This window comes from Vreelandella malpeensis (assembly GCF_020622355.1).
GTDB classification, from domain to species: domain Bacteria; phylum Pseudomonadota; class Gammaproteobacteria; order Pseudomonadales; family Halomonadaceae; genus Vreelandella; species Vreelandella malpeensis.
In genome coordinates this window covers 104,579-122,800 of record NZ_WHVL01000008.1, presented here as the reverse complement: position 1 = coordinate 122,800, position 18,222 = coordinate 104,579, and the positions used below count along the sequence as shown (strand labels likewise).

Below are 18,222 nucleotides of genomic sequence, written 5' to 3'. Positions count from 1 at the left end.
AATTACCTGATCATATTTTTAAAGAGCGATTCGCTGAAGCTCGACATTGGCTCGATGACCGGAGCCGCTTGCCTCAGCAAGGAAGGCGTATTCTACGCATTCCATGGTGTTTGTCAACCGCTGATTTCGCGATGGACGTCAGCCTCGAACATCTCGCTAACCTCCTGACAAACCGAAGGTTTTCACCTTCTTCACCGCTGGCGACGCTGGGCGTCCCCGGCAGCGGGTGCGTACTTTACGACCTCACTGGTTCGAGCGCAAGGCGTTTTGTAAAAAAATTTCACATGACTGGCCTGTACGCTTTCAAAGCCCTTCGGCGACAGGAGCATTCACGGTTACACTGGCGCTTTCGCCACCACTTTCGAGGTCCTTGATGAGCCGCCATCTGCTATCCGTCGATTCATTGAACCGCGACAGCGTCGATCACCTCCTGCGCGTCGCCGCGCAGATGGAGCCGATCGCCAGCCGTCGCCAGGTCACGCGCGTACTGGAAGGCGCGGTGCTGGGCAATCTGTTCTTCGAGGCCAGCACCCGCACACGCGTGAGCTTCAACGCTGCCTTCTGCCGCCTGGGCGGTAGCGTTTGCGACACGACCGGCTTCACCTTCTCCTCCATGGCCAAGGGCGAGTCGCTCTACGACACCAGCCGGGTAATGAGCGGCTACTGTGACGCGATCGTGATGCGCCACCCGGATCAGGGGTCGGTGGCGGAGTTCGCCGAGGCGACCCATGTACCGGTGATCAACGGCGGCGACGGCCCCGGCGAGCACCCGAGCCAGGCGCTGCTGGATCTCTATACCATCGACAAGGAGTTCCAGCGGCTGGGCAAGCGGCTCGAAGGGGCGCATATCCTGCTGACCGGCGACCTGAAGTACGGCCGCACGGTGCATTCGCTGATCAAGCTGCTCTCTTTATACGCGCCGCTGCGCATCACCCTGGTTTCACCGCCGGGGCTCGAGATGCCGACGCACCTCATCGACCTGGTCAGCTCGCGCGGGCACCGCGTGGAGGTGCGCGATCACCTGGGCGTCGACTTCAGCGACCTGGACGTGGTCTACACCACGCGCATCCAGAAGGAGCGCTTCACCGAGGAGATGAACGAGAGCTTCAAGGGCATTTCCGACGACTTCATGGTCAACCGAGCGTTTCTGGATCAGCGCTGCGGGGAGTCGACCATCGTGATGCATCCGCTACCCCGGGACAGCCGGGCCGGGGCGAACGACTTGAACGTGGACTTGAACGGCGACCCGCGCCTGGCGATCTTCCGCCAGACCGACAACGGCATCCCCATGCGCATGGCGATCTTCGCCACGCTGCTGCAGGTCGACGAGCTGATCAAGGACGATCTGCGCCCGGTGCGCTGGTTCGTGCCCAGCCAGACCGGCACGCTGGACCGCTGAGCGGTCACAGCGAGCGCCGCCCGCCGGGAAGCCCTTCCCGGTGGGCGAACCAGCCCTCCAGGATCAGCACCGCCGCGATGCCATCGACACTCTCTTCGCGGTAGTTGCCCCGGTGCCCGGCCTCCCGGGCGATCGCCTTGGCCTCCCGAGTGGAGCCGCGCTCGTCGACCAGTTCGACGGCCTTGCCGAAGCGCCCGTGCAGGCGGTTGGCGAACTTGCGCGTCCGCTTGCTCATCTCGGATTCGCTGTCGTCCATGTTGAGCGGCAGCCCCACCACGAGAAGATCCGGCTGCCACTCCTTCAAGAGCGCCTCGACGCGCTGCCAGTCTGGAATGCCGTCACGGGCGGTGAGCGGATCAAGCTCGCGGGCGCTTTGCAGAAGCTCGTTGCCCACCGCCACGCCGATACGCCGCGTACCGTAGTCGAAGGCGAGAATCAGGCGCTGGCCTGGCGCTGCCATCAGGCGTGGCCCGCATTGCGGGTCATCAGGTTGAGGTCGACCCCCAGGATGCCGGCGGCGGCGGCGAGACGCTCGGCGGGCGGGGTCTGGAAGATGACCGCCTCGTCGCCTTCCACCGTCAGCCAGCTGTTCTCCTTGAGTTCGTCCTCGAGCTGGCCCACTTCCCAGCCGGCGCAGCCCAGGCAGACCAGAAACTGCTCCGGGCCCTCGCCATCGGCCAGCGCCTTGAGAATGTCCATCGACGTGGTCAGGGCGATGTTCTCTTCCACCTGGACGCTTGAATCCCACTCCTGACTATCGCCCACGTGGAGGATGAAGCCGCGATCCTTGTGCATCGGCCCGCCGTAGTAGACCGGCGCGTTGCGGTGCGGGCTCTCGTCGCCACCCAGTGAAAGCTGGTCGAACAGCGCATCGAGCGTGATGTCGAGCGGATGATTGGTGATCACACCCATGCAGCCGTTGTGATCATGATCGCACAGGTAGATCAGGCTGCCGGCGAAGTTGGCGTCGTCCAGATGGGGCATCGCCATGAGAAAGTGGTGCTTTAGACTTTGCATGCGTCTCCTACGGCGCGCCGAACGTCGGCGCGCCTCGCTCGAAGTGCGAAAGATGGGGGCTCAAGGGGCGAGTCGGCGCTCGACGGCGTCCAGTAGAAGGCCCGCGATGTCGGTGCCGCGCTGGTCGTCGATCTCACGCACGCAGGTGGGGCTCGTGACGTTGATCTCGGTGACGTAGTCGCCGATCACGTCGAGCCCGACGAACATCAGCCCCTTCTCCTTGATCATCGGCTTGACCTGATCGATCAGCCAGTGATCGCGCGCGGTGAGCTCGCGGCTCACTCCACGCCCGCCGGCAGCCAGGTTGCCCCGGGTCTCGCCGGCAGAGGGAATGCGCGCAAGGCCGAAGGGCACTGGCTCGCCGTCGACCAGCAGGATGCGCGTGTCGCCGTCCTTGATCTCGGGCAGGTAGCGCTGGGCCATGATCTGGCGCCGGCCGCGCAGGGTGAGCTGCTCGATCACCGCGCCGATGTTGCGCCCGTCCGGGCCGATGTGGAATATGCCGGTGCCGCCCATGCCGTCGAGCGGCTTGAAGATGACGTCGCCGTGCTTGGCGTGGAAGGCCCGCAGCACGTCATCGCGGCTGGCGACAACGGTCGGCGCGCAGCACTGGGGAAACTGCTGGGCAAAAAGCTTCTCGTTGCACTGCAGAAGCGCCTGGGTCGGATTGACGATCAGCACGCCCTCGCGCTCGGCGAAGCCCAGCAGGTGCACCGCGTTGATGAACTCGGCATCCACCGGCGGATCCTTGCGCATCAGGATGGCATCCAGACTCGCCAGCGGGCGCGCCTCGGCCTCGCCCAGATCGAACCAGTGGGCCGGGTCGCGGTGCACGGTCAGCGCGCGCATCCGGGCGTGGGCCTTGCCCGCGTCGAGGAACAGATCCTCCTGCTCCATGTAGTAGAGCGTGTAGCCGCGCTCCTGGGCGGCCCACAGCATGGCCAGGGTGGTGTCTTTCTTGTAGGCGATGTCGCCGATGGGATCCATCACGACGCCTAGCTGCAGATTCGATTGGCTCATCAAGCACGATCCATGGTTGAACGAATGACAGGCAGTATGCCGTACCGGCGTGGGCGCTCCAACCTCAGCTCGAAAGCGCCCCCGGCACCAGCCGGATGGCCCCGGGCTCGAGGGTGATGAGCTTTTGCTTGTAGAGTCGCCCGATCGCCTGCTTGTAGGCGCTCTTGCTCACTCCGAGTCGCGCCTTGATGGCGTGGGCATCGCTCTTGTCGCCCAGCGGCAGGTAGCCGCCGCTCTCCTTGAGCGCCGCCAGCACCTTCTCGCCCACCACATCGAGGCGCGCGGCGCCCGGCGGCAGCAGCGAAATATCCACCCGGCCGTCGTCGCGGCGCTGCTTGACGTAGCCGGTCAGCGACTGCCCGCGGCGCAGCGGCCGGCTGAGATCATCCTGATAGATCAAGCCCCAGTAGCGGTGATCGACCACGACCTTCATGCCCAGGTCCGTGCGGTCGGCGACGACGAGGACGACCTGCTGACCGCTCTCGAGCGCCCAGGCGTCGTCGCTCAGAAAACGATCGAGCCGCTGGGAGGCCACCGGGCGACCCTGGTCGTCTTCATACAGCATCACCAGCACGCGCTTGCCCGGGTCCGGGCGAAAGCGCTGCTCGCTGTAGGGTAGCAGCACGTCCTTGGGCGGGCCCCAGCGCAGGAAGGCGCCGGTATCGTTGACCGTGGCGACTGTCAGGTAGGCCACTTCGCCGATTCGGGCGGTGGCATCGCCTGCCGACAGGGAGTGGGAGCGAACGTCGTCAGCCATGAACACCATCCTCGAAAAATGAGTCTTCATTATGGCGCCTGGCTTGGCGCCGGGCAAAGCCGATGCGCTTTGCGGCCCTGCGATCACACCGCTTAAATGGCCTGTAAGACCATCTGCTATGCTCAGCAGGTCAATAACGGCGCTGCGAGAAGCTGTTCGAGCGGGGATGACCGAGGAAAAAGCCAGGAGAAGCGCTTGTGAGTGAGCGCTTACATATCACCGAAATGGTGCTGCAGAAGGGTCAGGGCCACCACGGGAGCGGTTTCGGTACGCAGCACCCGAGGCCCCAGGGTCAGCGGCGTGAACCCGTGGGTGCTGGCCGCGTGGATATCCTGCTCGGTGAGCCCGCCTTCCGGACCAATCAGCAGCGCCGCCGCAGGCGGGCGCTCGATCATATCGAAGCGGTTGCCGGTGGCCAGGTGCAGCATCAGCTTGAGCGGCTCGTCGCGAAGGACGAGCCACTCGGCCAGCGCCATGGGCGGGTGCACCGTGGGTACCGTAGCGCGCCCGCTCTGCTCGCAGGCGCTGTCGGCCACTGCCTGCCAGTGGGCCTGCTTCTTAGCTTCGCGCTCATCCTTCAGGCGCACATCGCACCGCTCGGTATAGAGTGGGGTGATCGCCGCCACGCCAAGCTCCACGGCCTTTTGGATGGCGTAATCCATCCGGTCGCCCTTGGAGATCGCCTGACCCAGGTGCACCGCCAGCGGCGACTCCCCTTCGCCGGGCCAGACGCACTCGATGCGCGCCACGGTCCGCTTGCGCCCTGCCTCCTCGAGCAGCGCACCAGCTTCGCCCCCGCAGCCGTCGAACAGTACCAAGGGCGCCCCTTCGCTCATGCGCAGCACGCGGCTGACGTGGCGCGCCGGACCTTCGGGAAGCTCCACCCGGATGCCGGGCGCGAAGGCAGCCGGCACGTACAGGCGGGGCATCTTGCCGTGTCGGGCGTACCAGTCGGCTTTCATGGCGCCTAGTGGGTGTTTTCGGTGGCAGCCTGGGCGGCTTGCGCTTCACGCTTCTTGCGCTGGGCGTACATCGCCTCGAAGTTGACCGGCGCCAGCATCAACGGCGGGAAACCGCCCCGGTTGACCAGGTTGTCCACGCACTCGCGGGCGTAGGGGAACAGCAGGTTCGGGCAGAACGCGCCGAGGGTCTGCTCGAGCTGGGCGCCTTCAAGGCCGGCGATGCGAAAAAGCCCCGCCTGCTCGATCTCGGCCAGAAACGAGGTGGTGCCGGTTTCGCTGTCGTTGACCTGAGCGGTCACCTTTACCACGACCTCGTACTGGTCGTCGGCGATCTTGGTGCTGGTGGTGTTCAAGTCCAGGTTGACCTTGGGCTTGAACGCCTGCTTGAAGACCGAGGGCGAGTTGGGCGCCTCGAACGAGATGTCCTTGACGTAGATACGCTGCAGCGAGAATTTCAACTGGGGCTTGTCACCCTCGGCCGCGCCGGCGCCTTGCTGGGGGGCGTTGTTCTCTTCCGCCATGGGAGTACTCCTTGATTGTTACGTTGAAATGAGGATGCGTCGAGACGCTTATTTCTTCACCACGGGCAGGCCGTCCGCCTGCCACTGCGCCATGCCACCCTTGAGCTTGTGGGCGCGCTCGAAGCCCGCCTTGGCGAGCTTGGCCTGAACGGTTCCCGCGCTCTGACCGTGCTTGCACACCACGATGACGGGCTTGTCCTTCACCTTCTCAAGCTCCTTCATGCGGGTCTCCAGGCTGGACTGGGGAATGTTGCGCGCTCCGGCGATATGGCCGGCCTTGAACTCCTTGCTCTCGCGCACATCCACCACCACCGCGTCTTCGCGGTTGATGAGCTGGGTCGCTTGAGAAGAGGTCACGGCGTGCGTGGCAGCGCTGCGCGTCTCGTAGATGAGCCAGGCAAGCAGTACCAGCACGAAGGCACCCACCAGCAGCGGGTGGTTCGTTACGAATTCGAACAGCTGATCGATCATCGTGAACACAATCTCTTGGTCTATGCAAAATAGGTCTATGCAAAAATAGCGGTCGGCCCGCTGTCAAACGCGACCAGTATACACGTCGCGAACGCCGGCGCGCAGGTCATGACGGCCAGCGGCCGCCTGCGTTATGATGCCCCAAGCGCGCGCTGCCCGCGACCCCGGCGCGCTGGGCACCGAAAGCTCCCTTTCTCTGCCCGCTCACCCGACATCACGAGGTTTCAATGGCGACAACGACCCCGCGCCCGGTGGCGCTGATCATCCTGGATGGCTACGGCCACAATCCCGATGCGGCGCACAACGCCGTGGCCGCCGCGAACACCCCGGTCATGGAGGCGCTCTGGGCCGAGCGTCCCCACGCTTTCGTGCATACCGACGGCGAGCACGTCGGCCTGCCCGAGGGCCAGATGGGCAACTCCGAGGTCGGCCACATGAACCTCGGCGCCGGCCGCGTGGTGTACCAGGACTTCACGCGCATCACCAAGGCGGTGCGTGACGGCGAACTCGACTCGATCGACGCCCTTATCACGCCGATCGATGCCGCCGTCGCCGCGGGGCGGCCGGTGCATCTGCTGGGTCTGCTCTCGCCGGGTGGCGTGCACAGCCACGAAGATCATTTTCTCGCCCTGGCCGAGCTCGCCGCCCGGCGCGGTGCCGAGCGTCTCTATATCCACGCCTTTCTCGACGGTCGCGATACCGCCCCGCAAAGCGCGCTGGCCTCCCTCGAGCGGGCCAATGCCAAGCTTGCCGAGCTGGTCGGCGCCGACAACGGCTTCGTCGCCTCGCTGGTCGGCCGCTTCTACGCCATGGACCGCGACAACCGCTGGGAGCGGGTCGAGAGCGCCTACCGCCTGCTCACTGAAGGGCAGGCCGAGCACGCGGCCGAGAGCGCCGAAGCGCTGCTCGAGCAGGCCTACGCCCGGGGCGAGACCGACGAATTCGTCACCGCAAGCCAGGTGCGTCGCGAGGGCCAGGGCGTGACGATCGATGACGGCGACGCGGCGATCTTCGTCAACTTCCGCTCCGACCGCGCTCGCGAGCTGACCCGCGCCTTTGTCGACGACGGCTTCGATGGCTTCGCCCGCGCGCGCCGTGTACGGCTTGCCGGCCAAGGGCTGGTGACGATGACCCGCTACGCGGCGGACATCATTGCGCCGATCGCCTTCCCGCCGACGGATCTCACCGACACCCTGGGCGAGGTGGTCGCCAAGCGCGGGCTGACCCAGCTGCGTATCGCCGAGACCGAGAAGTACCCCCACGTGACGTTCTTCTTCTCCGGCGGGGTCGAGGCCGAGTACGAGGGCGAGCAGCGCATCCTCGTGCCCTCGCCGCGGGATGTGAAGACCTACGACGAAAAACCCGAGATGAGCGCCTTCGAGATCACCGACGCGCTGGTCGAGGCGATCGATGGCGGCACGTTCGACCTGATCGTGTGCAACTACGCCAACGGCGACATGGTCGGCCACACCGGCGATTTCGACGCCGCGGTGAAGGCGATCGAGACCGTCGACACCTGCGTGGGCCGCGTGGTCGAGGCGATCGAGCGCGCCGGCGGCGCCTGCCTGATCACCGCCGACCACGGCAACGCCGAGCAGATGGTCCACCCGGAAACCGGCGCCCCGCAGACCGCCCACACCACCTTCCTGGTGCCGCTGGTCTACGTCGGCGAGCGTCCGGCGACATTGGCCGAAGGCCGCCTGTGCGACCTGGCGCCGACGCTTCTGACCCTGATGGGCCAGACGCCTCCCGAGGCGATGACCGGCACGCCGCTGCTCACCTTCGAGCAGTGAGAAGCGCCTCTCGACTGCGCGCCGCCCGCCACCTGCTGGTCGGCGCGGGCCTGGCCTGCGCGCTGCTGCTGGCGAGCGGGGCGCAGGCCCAAAGCGAGCGCGCCGCGCGCGAGGAGCTCGACAGTCTCGGCCGCGAGATCGACTCGCTCGCAGACCGGCTCACCGCCACCGGCCAGGCGCGGGACAGTGCCACCCAGGCACTGCAAGTGACGGAAACCGAGCTCGCCCAGACCCACCAGCGCCTGGACGCCCTGCAGGCCGAGCGGCGCGGCGTTGAAGACGAGGCCCGCGTACTGCGCGGCCACCGCGATCGCCTGCAGGGCGAGCGCAGTGCCCAGGTGGCGGCACTTGCCGAGCAGTTCGCCGCGCTCTACCGGCTGGGCCCCACTCCGCAGCTGAAGCTTCTGCTCAACCAGAGCGACCCGGCCGAGCTCGACCGCATGCAGGCTTACCTTAACCGCCTGACCCGGGCGCGCCAGGCGAAAATCGACGACATCGCCCGCCTCGACGAAGCACTGGTTGCCACCGAAACCGAACTCGACGCCCGCCAGGCCGAGCTTGCCGAACTGTCGGTGGCCCTCGAAGCCCAGAGCGAACAGCTCGCCAGGGTCAGCGCCGAGCGCCAGAGCGTGGTGTCCACGCTCGACGACCGCTACGCCAGCGAAGCCGACCGCCTGGCTGATCTCAACCAGAGCCGCGAGGAGGCCGAGGCGCAGCTTCGTCGCCTGCAGGCCGAGATGGCGCGCATGGCAACACCCACGCCCACCACCCACATCGGCCGCACCCAAGGCGATCTGCCCTGGCCAGTGCAGGGGGCGATCACCGCCGGCTTTCGTGGCCAGGACGGCGTGCACTACAACGGCATCGTCATCGAGGCCGGCGCCAACACCCCGGTGACCTCGGTGCACGCCGGCCGGGTGGTGTTCGCCGACTGGATGCGCGGTTTCGGCAACCTGTTGATCATCGACCATGGCGATCAGGTGATGACGCTCTACGCCCACCTGCAGCGGTTCAGCGCCCGCCCGGGCCAGCAAGTCGGCGCCGGCGAGGAGATCGGCCGGGTGGGAAATAGTGGCGGCCAAGGCCGCGCCGCGCTTTACTTCGAGGTGCGAAACCGCGGCGAGCCGATCAACCCCCAGCGTTGGATTGCACGGCGTTGACGGGATAAGCTGACACGACGCGTTATCGAGACGCTACTCTTTACCCGCGGCCATCTTTTAGCCGCCTTTTGCCCTGCGGAGTCTGCATGACGCGAACTGTTAACGAGGTATTGGCCCCCGCGAAGCGACTGGTGGCGACCCCGCTTCTGCTGACGCTGCTGGCCGCGCCGCTGTCGGCGACAGCCCAGCCCGCCGGCGTGATCGGCGAGGACGAGCTGCCGCTGGAGGAGATCCAGACCTTCGCCGAGGTGTTCGAGCGCATCAAGCGCGGCTACGTCGAGGAGGTGGACGACGCAACACTCTTGCGCAACGCCATGCGCGGCATGCTCAGCGAGCTCGACCCGCACTCCGCCTACCTCGACGTCGACGAGTACCAGAGTCTGCGCGAATCCACCCAGGGCGAGTTCGGTGGCATCGGCATCGAGGTGGGCACCGAAGGCGGCCAACTGATGGTCATCACACCGATCGACGACACTCCGGCCTCGCGGGCGGGCCTGCTCGCGCGGGACGTCATCCTCACCATCGACGGCACCCCCACCGACAGCCTCTCGCTGCAGGAAGCAGTGACGCTGATGCGCGGCGAGCCCGGAAGCCCATTGCGCCTGGAGATTCTGCGTACAGGCGAGGAGACGCCGCGCGAGATCACCCTGGCGCGCGAAGTGATTCGCAGCGAAAGCGTCAAGCACGAGTTGCTCGAGCCCGGCTACGGCTACCTGCGCATCAGCCAGTTCCAGTCGCGCACGCCGGAGCAGGCGAGCCAGGCGCTGTCCCGCATGAGCCGCGACCGCGCTCTCGACGGGCTGGTGCTCGATTTGCGCAACAACCCCGGCGGCGTGCTTCAGGCAGCGGCGGGCGTGGCGGATCTGTTCCTCGACAGCGGCCTGATCGTCTACACCGAAGGGCGCCTGGCCAACACCGAGATGTCGTTCTCCGCCACCACCGCCACGCCGGCCCGTGACGTGCCGCTGGTGGTATTGATCAACGGTGGCAGCGCCTCCGCCGCCGAGATCGTCGCCGGCGCCCTGCAGGATCAGCGCCGTGGGGTAATCATGGGCACCGAGAGCTTCGGCAAGGGGTCGGTTCAGCAGATCATGCCGCTGGGCAACGGCGAAGGGCTCAAGCTCACCACGGCGCTCTACTACACGCCCAACGGACGCTCCATCCAGGCCCAGGGGATCGTCCCGGACGTGGAAGTGGTGCGCGGGCGCCTGGAGGTAGCGGACGAACGCCGCGGCATTCGCGAAATCGATCTCGAGGGCCACCTGGATAACCAGGCCGGCAGCGCCCAGACGCGCGGCGAGTTTTCAGAGCGACTGCGTGACGACTACCAGCTCAGCGAAGCGCTCAACCTGCTCAAGGCGCTCAACGTGGTGGATCGCCGCCGCTAGCTCAGCGGCATGTGGGCGGCAGGCGACCGCGCTCGCCGGTCGCCTGACGAATGATCAGTCGCTTGAGCGGGGTGGCCCGGCTCATCGCGCTCATCCCGAGGTTGCGCGCCAGCGTCAGCGCCGGTGAGCGGCTACCGAACAGCTCCTTGAAAGCCTTCATCAAGGCGAGCATGGCGGCGTTGTCCAGTCGCCGACGTCGCTCGAAGCGATCGAGGGTAGCACGCTCGCCCCAAGGCGCGCCCCGCCGCCAGGCGCGCACCACCTCATCGGCGAGCACCGCCGCATCCATCAGACCGAGATTCACTCCCTGGCCCGCCAGTGGATGGATCGTGTGCGCGGCATCGCCCACCAGCGCAAAGTGATCCAGCACGTAGGTGCTGGCGTGGCGCTGAACGAGCGGGAAACGGTAGGCCACGTCGCACACGTCCACCCGGCCCAGGCGATGCCCGAAGGCCTCGCCCAGGGTCTCGCCGAGCGCCTCGCGGGAGAGCCCGCTCAAGAGTCTTGCGTGTTCCGGCGTGGTCGACCAGACGATCGAGCAGTAGCGGTCGTCGCCCTCGACGGTCAGCGGCAAAAAGGCCAGCGGCCGGCCGTCGATGAACACCTGGCGGGCTGCGCCGCCGTGAGGCCGTTCGCAGCGTACCGTGGTCACCACCGCGTCCTGCTCCATGGCCTCCTCGCTGACCTCGATACCCGCCAGCGCCCGCAGCGTCGAGTGCGCGCCGTCGGCGGCCACCACCAGCGGCGCGTGCAGCTCGCGGCCATCCTCGAGCACCAGGCAGCGCCCGCGGGCAGCGCTCTGAAGCGTAGCCACCTTCGCGCCGAACATGGCGTGCAGGTGGGGGAGCACCAACACCTGATGGTTGAGCGCGGCGAGCGTCACGTCGTTCTCCACGATATGCCCCAGCACCGATGTTCCCGCGTCAAACGCGGAGAAGTCGATGCTGCCGCTGCCCTCGCCGTCCCATACCTGCATATAGCGATAGGGCGTGATCCGCGTCCTTTCCATGGCGGGCCAGGCGCCCAGGTGGGTCAGAAGCCGCTGGGAAACCGGCGTGAGCGCGCTGACGCGTGCCGCCGGCTTCGCCAGATCCAGCGACGCCAGATCAAGCGGCGCCGCGGCGGCCTCCACCAGGGCGGTGCGCATCCCGGCACCGGCCAGAAGCCCCGCCAATGCCGCTCCCACCATGCCCGCCCCGACGATGACCACGTCGAACCGCTCGAAGGATCCATTCGGTGACGCCTTTGGCGTTTGCATAACGCTCCCTAATGACGACTGATTGAAGACAGATGATCGCAATGCGCCAAGAAAGTGAACACTCACTCAGCGCTCGAGCCCCATAGCTCGGCGCGCCAGCCCACGACGCAGTGGGCCGACCAGGTTGAGTCCGATCAGCCCCGCCGCCCGGGCGTGGGGCAGCAGCGGAAACGAAGCGCCGAACAGCCGTATCAGGCTGTCGCTGAAGCGGATCACGTTGGCGCGATCCCGCGCCCGGCGGCTCTCGAAGTCGAGCAGCGTCTCAAGATCACCCAGCGATCGTCCCTGCTCGTGACCCAGGGCAAGCGCCTCGACCAGATCCACCACCGAGCGAAGTGCCAGGTTGAAGCCCTGGCCCGCCACCGGGTGCAGGGCATGGGCCGCGTTGCCCAGCACCGCCAGGCCCGGGCGCACCGATTCGCGAGCGGTGACTAGTGACAGTGGGTAGCTGAAGCGCTCGCCCACCTTGGTGAAGCGTCCGGCGCGGTCGCCGAAGGCGCGCTGGAGCTGATCAAGAAACGCACGGTCGTCGAGGGCCAGGCGAGCGCGTTCGTCTCCGCTCTTGTGGGTCCAGATCAGCTCCATCGCCTGATGCTTCAAAGGCAGAAGCGCGATCGGCCCCTCCCGGGTGAAGCGCTCGAAGGCCACCCCTTGGTGAGGCTGGCTCACGCCGACGTGGGCGATCAGCGCGGTCTGGTCGTAAGGACGGCGACGACTCTCGATGCCCAGCTGCTCCTTGAGTCCGGAGCGACCGCCGTCGGCCAGCACGGTGAGCGTGGCGGTGAGCTCGGCGCCGGTGGAGAGCGCCAAGTAGTGCCCCTGGGCGGTCGGTGCGAGGGTCTCGACCCGGGCCGGACAGTGCCAATCGATGGGCAGCGCCGACAGGTGCTCGTGCAGCACGCGCCCCATCCAGGCGTTGGGAATCACGTGGCCGAGCGCATCGACCCCCAGCTCCGCCGCGCTCAGCCGGGTCGCGCCCAGCCGCCCGCGCTCGCTGATATGGATACGCTCGATCTTTGCGGCTTCGCGCCGCATCGCCTCCCACACGCCCAGCTCGCGAAAGCGCTGGGCGGAGCCTTCGGCGATGGCACTCGCCCGGGCATCGAAGCTCGGCTGCCACTCGGCCGTCCCCTCGGTGGGCAGCGCCGCGGCTTCAACGATCGCAACGCGCAGGCCCTGGCGCGCGATCAGGGGCGCCAAGGCACAGCCCAGGCTCGCCCCCACCAGTCCACCGCCCACGATGACGATATCGTAGTGAGCTGTCGCTGTAGCGTTGTCCGGCGCTTGAATGGTCATCGACCGGTCTCCTCTACCATGCGTGTAATTTCGTAATATTTTTACGTATCTAAAACAAGACACATCATTAGCTGATCATTTATTCGCCATCAATGCCTCGATTTCTTCTACCTGCTTGGGCACATCGCCAGTGAGCACCTCGCCACCGGTGTCGGTCACCACCACGTTATCCTCGATCCTGATACCGATACCGCGATAGGCGTGCGGCAGGTCCTCGGCCTCGGGCACGTAGAGCCCGGGTTCGACGGTGACCACCATGCCTGGAGCGAGCGGGCGTGCCGTGTCCTCGTCGAACCGATACACGCCCACGTCGTGCACGTCGAGCCCCAGCCAGTGAGAGGTGGAGTGCAGGTAGAAGCGCCGGTAGCTCTCGTCTTCGATGCGTGCTTCGACCTCGCCCTGGAGAAGGCCAAGTTCGATGAGCCCGCGAGTCAGATCCTCCACCACCCCTGTATGGATGTCGGCAAGCGTGACGCCCGGGGCCACGGCGGCCACCGCGCGCTCCTGGGCACGCAGCACCACGTCATACAGCGCGCGCTGGGCATCGCCAAAGCGGCCATCGACCGGGAAGGTACGGGTGATGTCACCGGCGTAGAGGTCGAACTCGGCGCCGGCGTCGATCAGTACCAGCGTGTTCGCCGCGAGTTCGGCGCTGTTCTCAATATAGTGCAGCACGCAGGCATTGGCGCCGCCGCCGACGATAGTGCCGTAGGCAGGGCCGCTGCCGCCGTGCCAGACGAACGTGTGCTCAAGCTCGGCCTGAAGCTGATACTCGAAAAGCCCCGGGGCGCAGGTGCGCATCGCTCGGCAGTGGGCCAGGGCGGAGATATGCGCTGCGTGGCGCAGGAGATCGATCTCCGCCGGGCTCTTGACCAGCCGTTGTTCGTGAATCAGCTCGCGGCTGTCGAGAAAGCCCTGTAGTGCCGGCTTGCCGCGCCGCCGGCCGGCGCGCGCCCGGGCAAGCGCCTCGTCGGCGATGGCCAGCGCCTGCTCGTCGTCCAGCGGCAGGTAGAGGCGGGTACACCCGTCAAGCAGTGCCTCCAGGCGCTCCTCGCGCTCGGCGTTCTCGAACGCCTGATCGATGCCATGGCGCGCTACCACCCCGCTTGCGCCGAGTCGTCGGCCCGTCCAGGCCTCCAGCGTCGGGTCACGGTCCTGGCAGAACACCACGCTCGTGCCGCCGTCCTGGCTCGGCAGCAGCACCAGGAGCGCATCCGGTTCGGTGATGCCGGTCAGGTAGTAGAAGTCGCTCTGCTGGCGAAAGGGGTACTCACTGTCGTTGGAGCGGGTCACAAGGCTCGCTCCGGGCACCAGCATCGCCGCCCCCTGGGGAAGATGTTCTATCAAGGTGGCGCGGCGGGCGCGGTACTCGTCATTGGTGATGGCGGCGGGGCGCAAGAGACGTTCGGGTAGCATCGAAACTCCTTGGATCAGTGAACCGGGGCGTCGGTCTGTTCCACTTGGGGCTTGCCGGGATGCTGCTCGGTGTAGAGCATCATCGCCGCCATGCGCGCATGTTCGCTGAGCGCGAACAGGTCATTCTCGTTCTCGGAGCTGTCCTCGAGGTCGGTGTCGATCTGGCCAAAGCCCGCCAGGTCGTCGATCGCTTCACCCAGCGGCTGGGACCAGCGCTGTCTGAGCGCGTCGTCGGCCACCTCCTCGACCACTTCCATGAAGCCCAGCGCCCACTCCTTGAGACCCTGGGCCTGCTCGCCGAGGGAGAAGAGCTCGTCGGGCAGCAGCGGCGCGTAGTTCAGGTCGCTGGCGCTGAGCGCGTCCAGGGTCTGGCGGCGCCAGCCGAGCAAGCGCTCGGCGCTTTCCGGGTCACGGGGCTGCTCTACCCCCAGGCTCGTGGTGACCTCGTCGAGCCACGCCTCGGCGCTGACGTCGCGCAGGGCGAGCAGCGCGCAGAGCCGGCCATCCAGGAAGGCGGGCGACTGCATGCTGCCGTGAAGCAGGAAGACGTCGGCGATGTCGGAAAAGTCCTGGCGCTGGTCGATGACTGACATGATGTGCTCGCATTGGTATCGTCGAATTGAGGCAGAGGGCGCGTTGACCCCGCGCAAGCGGCTCTCTTATAGTGAACGCCGACCCTCACCCATGACGGTGATGTTAACGCATTCGGGCCCGCACGTGCCCGCGCCGGAGTCTTCGATGAGCACCGCCAAGCGGCCAACCAAAGAAATCACCCTGCTGGGTCGCGGCTACATGATCGCCTGCGACAGCGGCGAAGAAGCCAAGCTTGAACGCGCTGCTCGCTACCTGGACCGTGCCATGCAAGGCATTCACTCCCAGAGCAGCGTGCTGGGCAACGAGCGTATCGCCATCATGGCGGCGCTGAACATCACCCACGAGCTGCTCGAGGCGCTGGACGAACACCGCGCCGGCGAGGCGAGCCTGAATCGCCTGCACGACCGGCTCGAGCGCGCTCTGGAAGGCGCCCGCCCGGCGAAAAGCTAGCCAATCCTTTGGCATTGCGCCGGGCTCTGTTAAAATGAAGCGGTTCTCTGGAGTGTGCGCCAGTCGTTATAGTCCCTCGAGCCTATGCGCAGTACCCAGGGGGCCAAATGCTAGCCAGGCCCGTGTGCATGTCCGTGCGTCGGAAAGCCTGACGGTCTGGCTGCGGCCACCCACCTGAACCAGTAGGTTCAGGGCCAGAACGACAGCGGCACTTCGGGGAACTCTCGTGCAATACCACACCCTCATCGACGCCGACCGTTTCGACAAGCCTGCCCTGCGCCGCGAACTTCGCCGCAAGCGTCGCGCCTTGAGCGATGCGCAGCAGCAAACGGCGGCTATCTCTTTATGCCAGCGCCTGAAGCGCCTCCCCGAACTCCAGCGCGCCCGCCGCGTGAGCCTTTACCTGCCCGTGAGCGGCGAGATCGACCCGACGCCGCTGCTGCCCTGGTTCGAGAAACGCCGCGTGGCGGTCTACCTGCCGGTTCTGCGCCCCTTGAGCGACAATTCGCTCTGGTTCGTGCGCTTTGATGTCGACACCCCCATGGTCGAGAACCGCTTCGGCATTCGCGAGCCCTGCACCCGCTTTGCTGCCCAGCGCGGCAACCGCCTGCCCGCTTGGGCGCTGGATACGCTGATCGTGCCGTTGGTAGGCTTCGACGCCCGCGCCAACCGCATGGGCATGGGAGGCGGCTTTTATGATCGCACTCTGGCCTTCATGAAAGGCAATGGTCCCAAGCCGCGACTCATCGGTGTCGCTCACGCCTGCCAGCAGGTCAGCGAACTACCGGTAGAACCCTGGGATATACCGCTGGACATGGTGGTCAGCGACCGCACCTGCTGGCCTCGACGCTAGCGCGCCTCGGCAGTGACATTTCCCGCGACGATGGTTGGCGCGTTTTCGGTTCGATCCGCCTGTCGATCGCCCATCATCGACCATTACAGGGTCGCTTTAGCATCCCTCTTTTGTATATACGAAAGATTAATTGACCCCTCCCACGTTAGCCCTTTTACTGACAGTGCATGTGCAATCGTTTGCACAAACAGTTAGGAATTCGATGTAAAAAACCCCATTCCAAGAATAAGAGTGAGAAAACACTATGCGTAAATTCCTCATTACCCTGATGGCGCCAGCCCTCCTTATCGCGGCCCCTACCCTTCACGCCAATGAAAAGATTATTCGGATTGCGACCAGCGTTCCGGAAACCAATTATCTGACTCAGAGCATTCAGCGCTTTGCCGATGAGATCACCGAGCGTACCGACGGCGACATCACGTTCGAGGTGTACGCCGCTCAATCGCTGGCCACGGACCAGCAGATGGATGAAGCCGTGAGTAACGGCACTGTGGACATCGGGGTCGCTTCCGCCTCGATCATGGCAGGCACGATTCCCGCTTTCGATATCTTCGCCGTTCCCTTCTTCTTCGATACCCAGGAGAAAATAGATCGCTCGACGACGCCCGGCAGCCCCATCCGAGAAATCCTCGACGAGGAGATGGAATCGAAGGGGTTCGTCACGCCGTTCTGGATTCCCTACGGCTCGATCGTGCTGGTTACCCGCAACGCGCCCGTGCGCGTACCGGAGGACATCCAGGGCATGAAGATCCGCACCTTCGGTGCGACCGTGAGCGACTTCATCGAATCCGTGGGCGCCTCGCCCGTCGTCACCAGCGGCGGCGAGCAGTTTCTCGCCCTGCAGCGCGGCATCGTGGCGGGGGGGCTGACCGGCTGGCCGTCGGTCATCGACCGACGACTCTACGAAGTGACCGAGTACGTCACCGCCTTGAACCATATGTACGAAACCCACTTCGCGCTCATGAACCAGCGTACCTGGGCATCACTCAGTGAGGAGCAGCAGGCGATATTCATGGAGGTCGGCCAGACTCTCGAGCAGGCGCTGCACAGGGACATTGTCTCGAAGGCGGAAGAGGTCAAGCAGGAGCTTGATGGGCGCATGACGGTCATCGAACTGGACGAAGACCAGCGAGCGCTCTGGCAGCAGGCCTCGGCCTCCGTCGCCGAGCGCTTCTACGAGCAAGGGGACGACGTGTCACGTCGAGTGTTCGAGGAAGCCGAAACGCTGCAGTCACGTTGAGGAACCCGCCATCGACCACCCTGTCGTGCCCTTTCGGCATCCTGGCGGTGGTCGGGCCCCCTAGCCCATCAACTCGAGACCAGAGAACCATGCCCGATATCACAGGCAATCGCGCCTTGCTCACCTGGCGCAAGCTCATGAAAGGCTTCGGTGAAGCCGCCTCCTGGATCTACTTTTTTATCGGCATCGCCGTAGCCTACGAAATCGTCTCGCGCTACCTGTTCAACAGCCCCACCCACTGGGTCGAGGAAATGTCCCGCGTGGGTATCGTATGGGCCACTTTCGGGCTACTGGCGCCTTGTCTCAATCAACGTCAGATGATCGCCATCACCCTCTTGCGCAACAACGCAAGTCCCCGGGTCGGGTTCTCGATGGATCTTCTGCAGCTGGTGGCCATGTTCGCGGTAGGGGTGATCGTTGGATGGTTCGCCTTTGCCCAGATGATGCAGTCGATCGAGATGGGACGCTCCACCGCGACTACGTTGGCCCTGCCTTACTGGGTCTTCCATCTGGCGCTGGTCGTCGGTTTTTCGCTATTCGCCCTGCAGGCGGCCATCGAGACGGTCTGGCTCTGCCTGAGCGGCGAGCGCCTGTTCGACGCCGAAGACAGCGGGGAGATGCACTGAC

General features: G+C 65.7%; 19 protein-coding genes and 1 other RNA gene. 9 read left to right on the top strand and 11 right to left on the bottom strand.

The genetic code is table 11. From position 1 onward, the window contains the following. Nucleotides 1-373 precede the first annotated feature (373 nt). The gene (gene pyrB, locus GEV37_RS16380) at nucleotides 374-1,399 is read left to right on the top strand and encodes an aspartate carbamoyltransferase (protein ID WP_227391340.1); all 1,026 of its coding nucleotides are present in this window, start codon (nucleotides 374-376) and stop codon (nucleotides 1,397-1,399) included. A gap of 4 nt (nucleotides 1,400-1,403) precedes the next feature. On the opposite strand, the gene ruvX is transcribed toward pyrB, so the two are convergent. From ruvX to GEV37_RS16345, 7 genes are all read right to left on the bottom strand, one after another. Next, nucleotides 1,404-1,859 (bottom strand): Holliday junction resolvase RuvX, encoded by a 456-nt coding sequence (gene ruvX / locus GEV37_RS16375; RefSeq protein WP_227391339.1) that lies wholly within the window; start codon nucleotides 1,857-1,859, stop codon nucleotides 1,404-1,406. Further along, the gene (locus tag GEV37_RS16370; RefSeq protein ID WP_227391338.1) at nucleotides 1,859-2,416 is read right to left on the bottom strand and encodes a YqgE/AlgH family protein; all 558 of its coding nucleotides are present in this window, start codon (nucleotides 2,414-2,416) and stop codon (nucleotides 1,859-1,861) included. Before GEV37_RS16370 ends, ruvX begins: the two co-directional genes overlap by 1 nt. Before the next feature lie 60 nt (nucleotides 2,417-2,476). After that, the gene (gene gshB, locus GEV37_RS16365) at nucleotides 2,477-3,436 is read right to left on the bottom strand and encodes a glutathione synthase (protein ID WP_227391337.1); all 960 of its coding nucleotides are present in this window, start codon (nucleotides 3,434-3,436) and stop codon (nucleotides 2,477-2,479) included. Nucleotides 3,437-3,500: 64 nt separating this feature from the next. After that, nucleotides 3,501-4,193 (bottom strand): CvfB family protein, encoded by a 693-nt coding sequence (locus GEV37_RS16360; RefSeq protein WP_227391336.1) that lies wholly within the window; start codon nucleotides 4,191-4,193, stop codon nucleotides 3,501-3,503. A gap of 209 nt (nucleotides 4,194-4,402) precedes the next feature. After that, nucleotides 4,403-5,155: a 16S rRNA (uracil(1498)-N(3))-methyltransferase gene (locus tag GEV37_RS16355; protein WP_227391335.1), complete on the bottom strand. Its 753-nt coding sequence runs from the start codon at nucleotides 5,153-5,155 to the stop codon at nucleotides 4,403-4,405. A gap of 5 nt (nucleotides 5,156-5,160) precedes the next feature. After that, nucleotides 5,161-5,676, bottom strand: a complete 516-nt coding sequence (gene secB / locus GEV37_RS16350) for a protein-export chaperone SecB (protein ID WP_227391334.1) — start codon at nucleotides 5,674-5,676, stop codon at nucleotides 5,161-5,163. 48 nt (nucleotides 5,677-5,724) lie between these two features. Then, on the bottom strand, nucleotides 5,725-6,147 hold the full coding sequence (locus GEV37_RS16345) for a rhodanese-like domain-containing protein (RefSeq protein WP_227391333.1): 423 nt from the start codon (nucleotides 6,145-6,147) through the stop codon (nucleotides 5,725-5,727). A gap of 227 nt (nucleotides 6,148-6,374) precedes the next feature. Between GEV37_RS16345 and gpmI the strand changes: the two genes are divergently transcribed. The 3 genes from gpmI (at nucleotide 6,375) to GEV37_RS16330 (ending at nucleotide 10,488) form a co-directional block, all read left to right on the top strand. Next, nucleotides 6,375-7,940 (top strand): 2,3-bisphosphoglycerate-independent phosphoglycerate mutase, encoded by a 1,566-nt coding sequence (gene gpmI, locus GEV37_RS16340; RefSeq protein ID WP_227391332.1) that lies wholly within the window; start codon nucleotides 6,375-6,377, stop codon nucleotides 7,938-7,940. Beyond that, nucleotides 7,937-9,100: a murein hydrolase activator EnvC family protein gene (locus GEV37_RS16335; RefSeq protein WP_386111498.1), complete on the top strand. Its 1,164-nt coding sequence runs from the start codon at nucleotides 7,937-7,939 to the stop codon at nucleotides 9,098-9,100. The genes gpmI and GEV37_RS16335 overlap by 4 nt, the downstream gene beginning before the upstream one ends. 86 nt (nucleotides 9,101-9,186) lie before the next feature. Beyond that, nucleotides 9,187-10,488: a S41 family peptidase gene (locus GEV37_RS16330; protein WP_227391331.1), complete on the top strand. Its 1,302-nt coding sequence runs from the start codon at nucleotides 9,187-9,189 to the stop codon at nucleotides 10,486-10,488. A 1-nt stretch (nucleotide 10,489) separates the two neighbouring features. Here GEV37_RS16330 and GEV37_RS16325 read toward each other — a convergent pair whose 3' ends face one another. From GEV37_RS16325 to GEV37_RS16310, 4 genes are all read right to left on the bottom strand, one after another. After that, complete coding sequence (locus GEV37_RS16325) at nucleotides 10,490-11,746, bottom strand: UbiH/UbiF/VisC/COQ6 family ubiquinone biosynthesis hydroxylase (RefSeq protein WP_227391330.1); 1,257 nt, start codon at nucleotides 11,744-11,746, stop codon at nucleotides 10,490-10,492. Nucleotides 11,747-11,812: 66 nt separating this feature from the next. Continuing rightward, nucleotides 11,813-13,042, bottom strand: a complete 1,230-nt coding sequence (gene ubiH, locus GEV37_RS16320) for a 2-octaprenyl-6-methoxyphenyl hydroxylase (RefSeq protein WP_227391329.1) — start codon at nucleotides 13,040-13,042, stop codon at nucleotides 11,813-11,815. A 75-nt stretch (nucleotides 13,043-13,117) separates the two neighbouring features. Further along, nucleotides 13,118-14,458 carry a Xaa-Pro aminopeptidase gene (pepP, locus tag GEV37_RS16315; RefSeq protein WP_227391328.1) on the bottom strand — a complete coding sequence of 447 codons (1,341 nt, stop codon included), beginning with the start codon at nucleotides 14,456-14,458 and terminating at the stop codon, nucleotides 13,118-13,120. Between the two features lie 14 nt (nucleotides 14,459-14,472). Continuing rightward, the gene (locus tag GEV37_RS16310; RefSeq protein ID WP_227391327.1) at nucleotides 14,473-15,051 is read right to left on the bottom strand and encodes a UPF0149 family protein; all 579 of its coding nucleotides are present in this window, start codon (nucleotides 15,049-15,051) and stop codon (nucleotides 14,473-14,475) included. A gap of 145 nt (nucleotides 15,052-15,196) precedes the next feature. Between GEV37_RS16310 and GEV37_RS16305 the strand changes: the two genes are divergently transcribed. The 5 genes from GEV37_RS16305 (at nucleotide 15,197) to GEV37_RS16285 (ending at nucleotide 18,221) form a co-directional block, all read left to right on the top strand. Continuing rightward, on the top strand, nucleotides 15,197-15,502 hold the full coding sequence (locus GEV37_RS16305) for a cell division protein ZapA (protein ID WP_227391326.1): 306 nt from the start codon (nucleotides 15,197-15,199) through the stop codon (nucleotides 15,500-15,502). 41 nt (nucleotides 15,503-15,543) lie between these two features. Next, nucleotides 15,544-15,726: non-coding RNA, 6S RNA (gene ssrS, locus GEV37_RS16300), on the top strand. 2 nt (nucleotides 15,727-15,728) lie between these two features. After that, a complete protein-coding gene (locus GEV37_RS16295; RefSeq protein WP_227391325.1) occupies nucleotides 15,729-16,355 on the top strand; it encodes a 5-formyltetrahydrofolate cyclo-ligase in 627 nt (208 codons plus the stop codon). Nucleotides 16,356-16,599: 244 nt separating this feature from the next. Further along, nucleotides 16,600-17,595, top strand: a complete 996-nt coding sequence (locus GEV37_RS16290) for a TRAP transporter substrate-binding protein (RefSeq protein ID WP_227391324.1) — start codon at nucleotides 16,600-16,602, stop codon at nucleotides 17,593-17,595. Nucleotides 17,596-17,684: 89 nt separating this feature from the next. Continuing rightward, the gene (locus GEV37_RS16285) at nucleotides 17,685-18,221 is read left to right on the top strand and encodes a TRAP transporter small permease (protein WP_227391323.1); all 537 of its coding nucleotides are present in this window, start codon (nucleotides 17,685-17,687) and stop codon (nucleotides 18,219-18,221) included. The last annotated feature ends 1 nt before the right edge of the window (nucleotide 18,222 follow it).

Bases quoted from the DNA above. Each gene is read 5' to 3' on its own strand.
- gpmI (WP_227391332.1), top strand. From the start codon at position 6,375: ATGGCGACAACGACCCCGCGCCCGGTGGCGCTGATCATCCTGGATGGC.
- GEV37_RS16330 (WP_227391331.1), top strand. From the start codon at position 9,187: ATGACGCGAACTGTTAACGAGGTATTGGCCCCCGCGAAGCGACTGGTG.
- ruvX (WP_227391339.1), bottom strand. From the start codon at position 1,859: ATGGCAGCGCCAGGCCAGCGCCTGATTCTCGCCTTCGACTACGGTACG.
- secB (WP_227391334.1), bottom strand. From the start codon at position 5,676: ATGGCGGAAGAGAACAACGCCCCCCAGCAAGGCGCCGGCGCGGCCGAG.
- GEV37_RS16355 (WP_227391335.1), bottom strand. From the start codon at position 5,155: ATGAAAGCCGACTGGTACGCCCGACACGGCAAGATGCCCCGCCTGTAC.
- gshB (WP_227391337.1), bottom strand. From the start codon at position 3,436: ATGAGCCAATCGAATCTGCAGCTAGGCGTCGTGATGGATCCCATCGGC.
- GEV37_RS16370 (WP_227391338.1), bottom strand. From the start codon at position 2,416: ATGCAAAGTCTAAAGCACCACTTTCTCATGGCGATGCCCCATCTGGAC.
- GEV37_RS16310 (WP_227391327.1), bottom strand. From the start codon at position 15,051: ATGTCAGTCATCGACCAGCGCCAGGACTTTTCCGACATCGCCGACGTC.
- GEV37_RS16360 (WP_227391336.1), bottom strand. From the start codon at position 4,193: ATGGCTGACGACGTTCGCTCCCACTCCCTGTCGGCAGGCGATGCCACC.
- GEV37_RS16290 (WP_227391324.1), top strand. From the start codon at position 16,600: ATGCGTAAATTCCTCATTACCCTGATGGCGCCAGCCCTCCTTATCGCG.
- GEV37_RS16325 (WP_227391330.1), bottom strand. From the start codon at position 11,746: ATGCAAACGCCAAAGGCGTCACCGAATGGATCCTTCGAGCGGTTCGAC.
- ubiH (WP_227391329.1), bottom strand. From the start codon at position 13,042: ATGACCATTCAAGCGCCGGACAACGCTACAGCGACAGCTCACTACGAT.
- pepP (WP_227391328.1), bottom strand. From the start codon at position 14,458: ATGCTACCCGAACGTCTCTTGCGCCCCGCCGCCATCACCAATGACGAG.
- GEV37_RS16345 (WP_227391333.1), bottom strand. From the start codon at position 6,147: ATGATCGATCAGCTGTTCGAATTCGTAACGAACCACCCGCTGCTGGTG.
- GEV37_RS16305 (WP_227391326.1), top strand. From the start codon at position 15,197: ATGAGCACCGCCAAGCGGCCAACCAAAGAAATCACCCTGCTGGGTCGC.
- pyrB (WP_227391340.1), top strand. From the start codon at position 374: ATGAGCCGCCATCTGCTATCCGTCGATTCATTGAACCGCGACAGCGTC.
- GEV37_RS16285 (WP_227391323.1), top strand. From the start codon at position 17,685: ATGCCCGATATCACAGGCAATCGCGCCTTGCTCACCTGGCGCAAGCTC.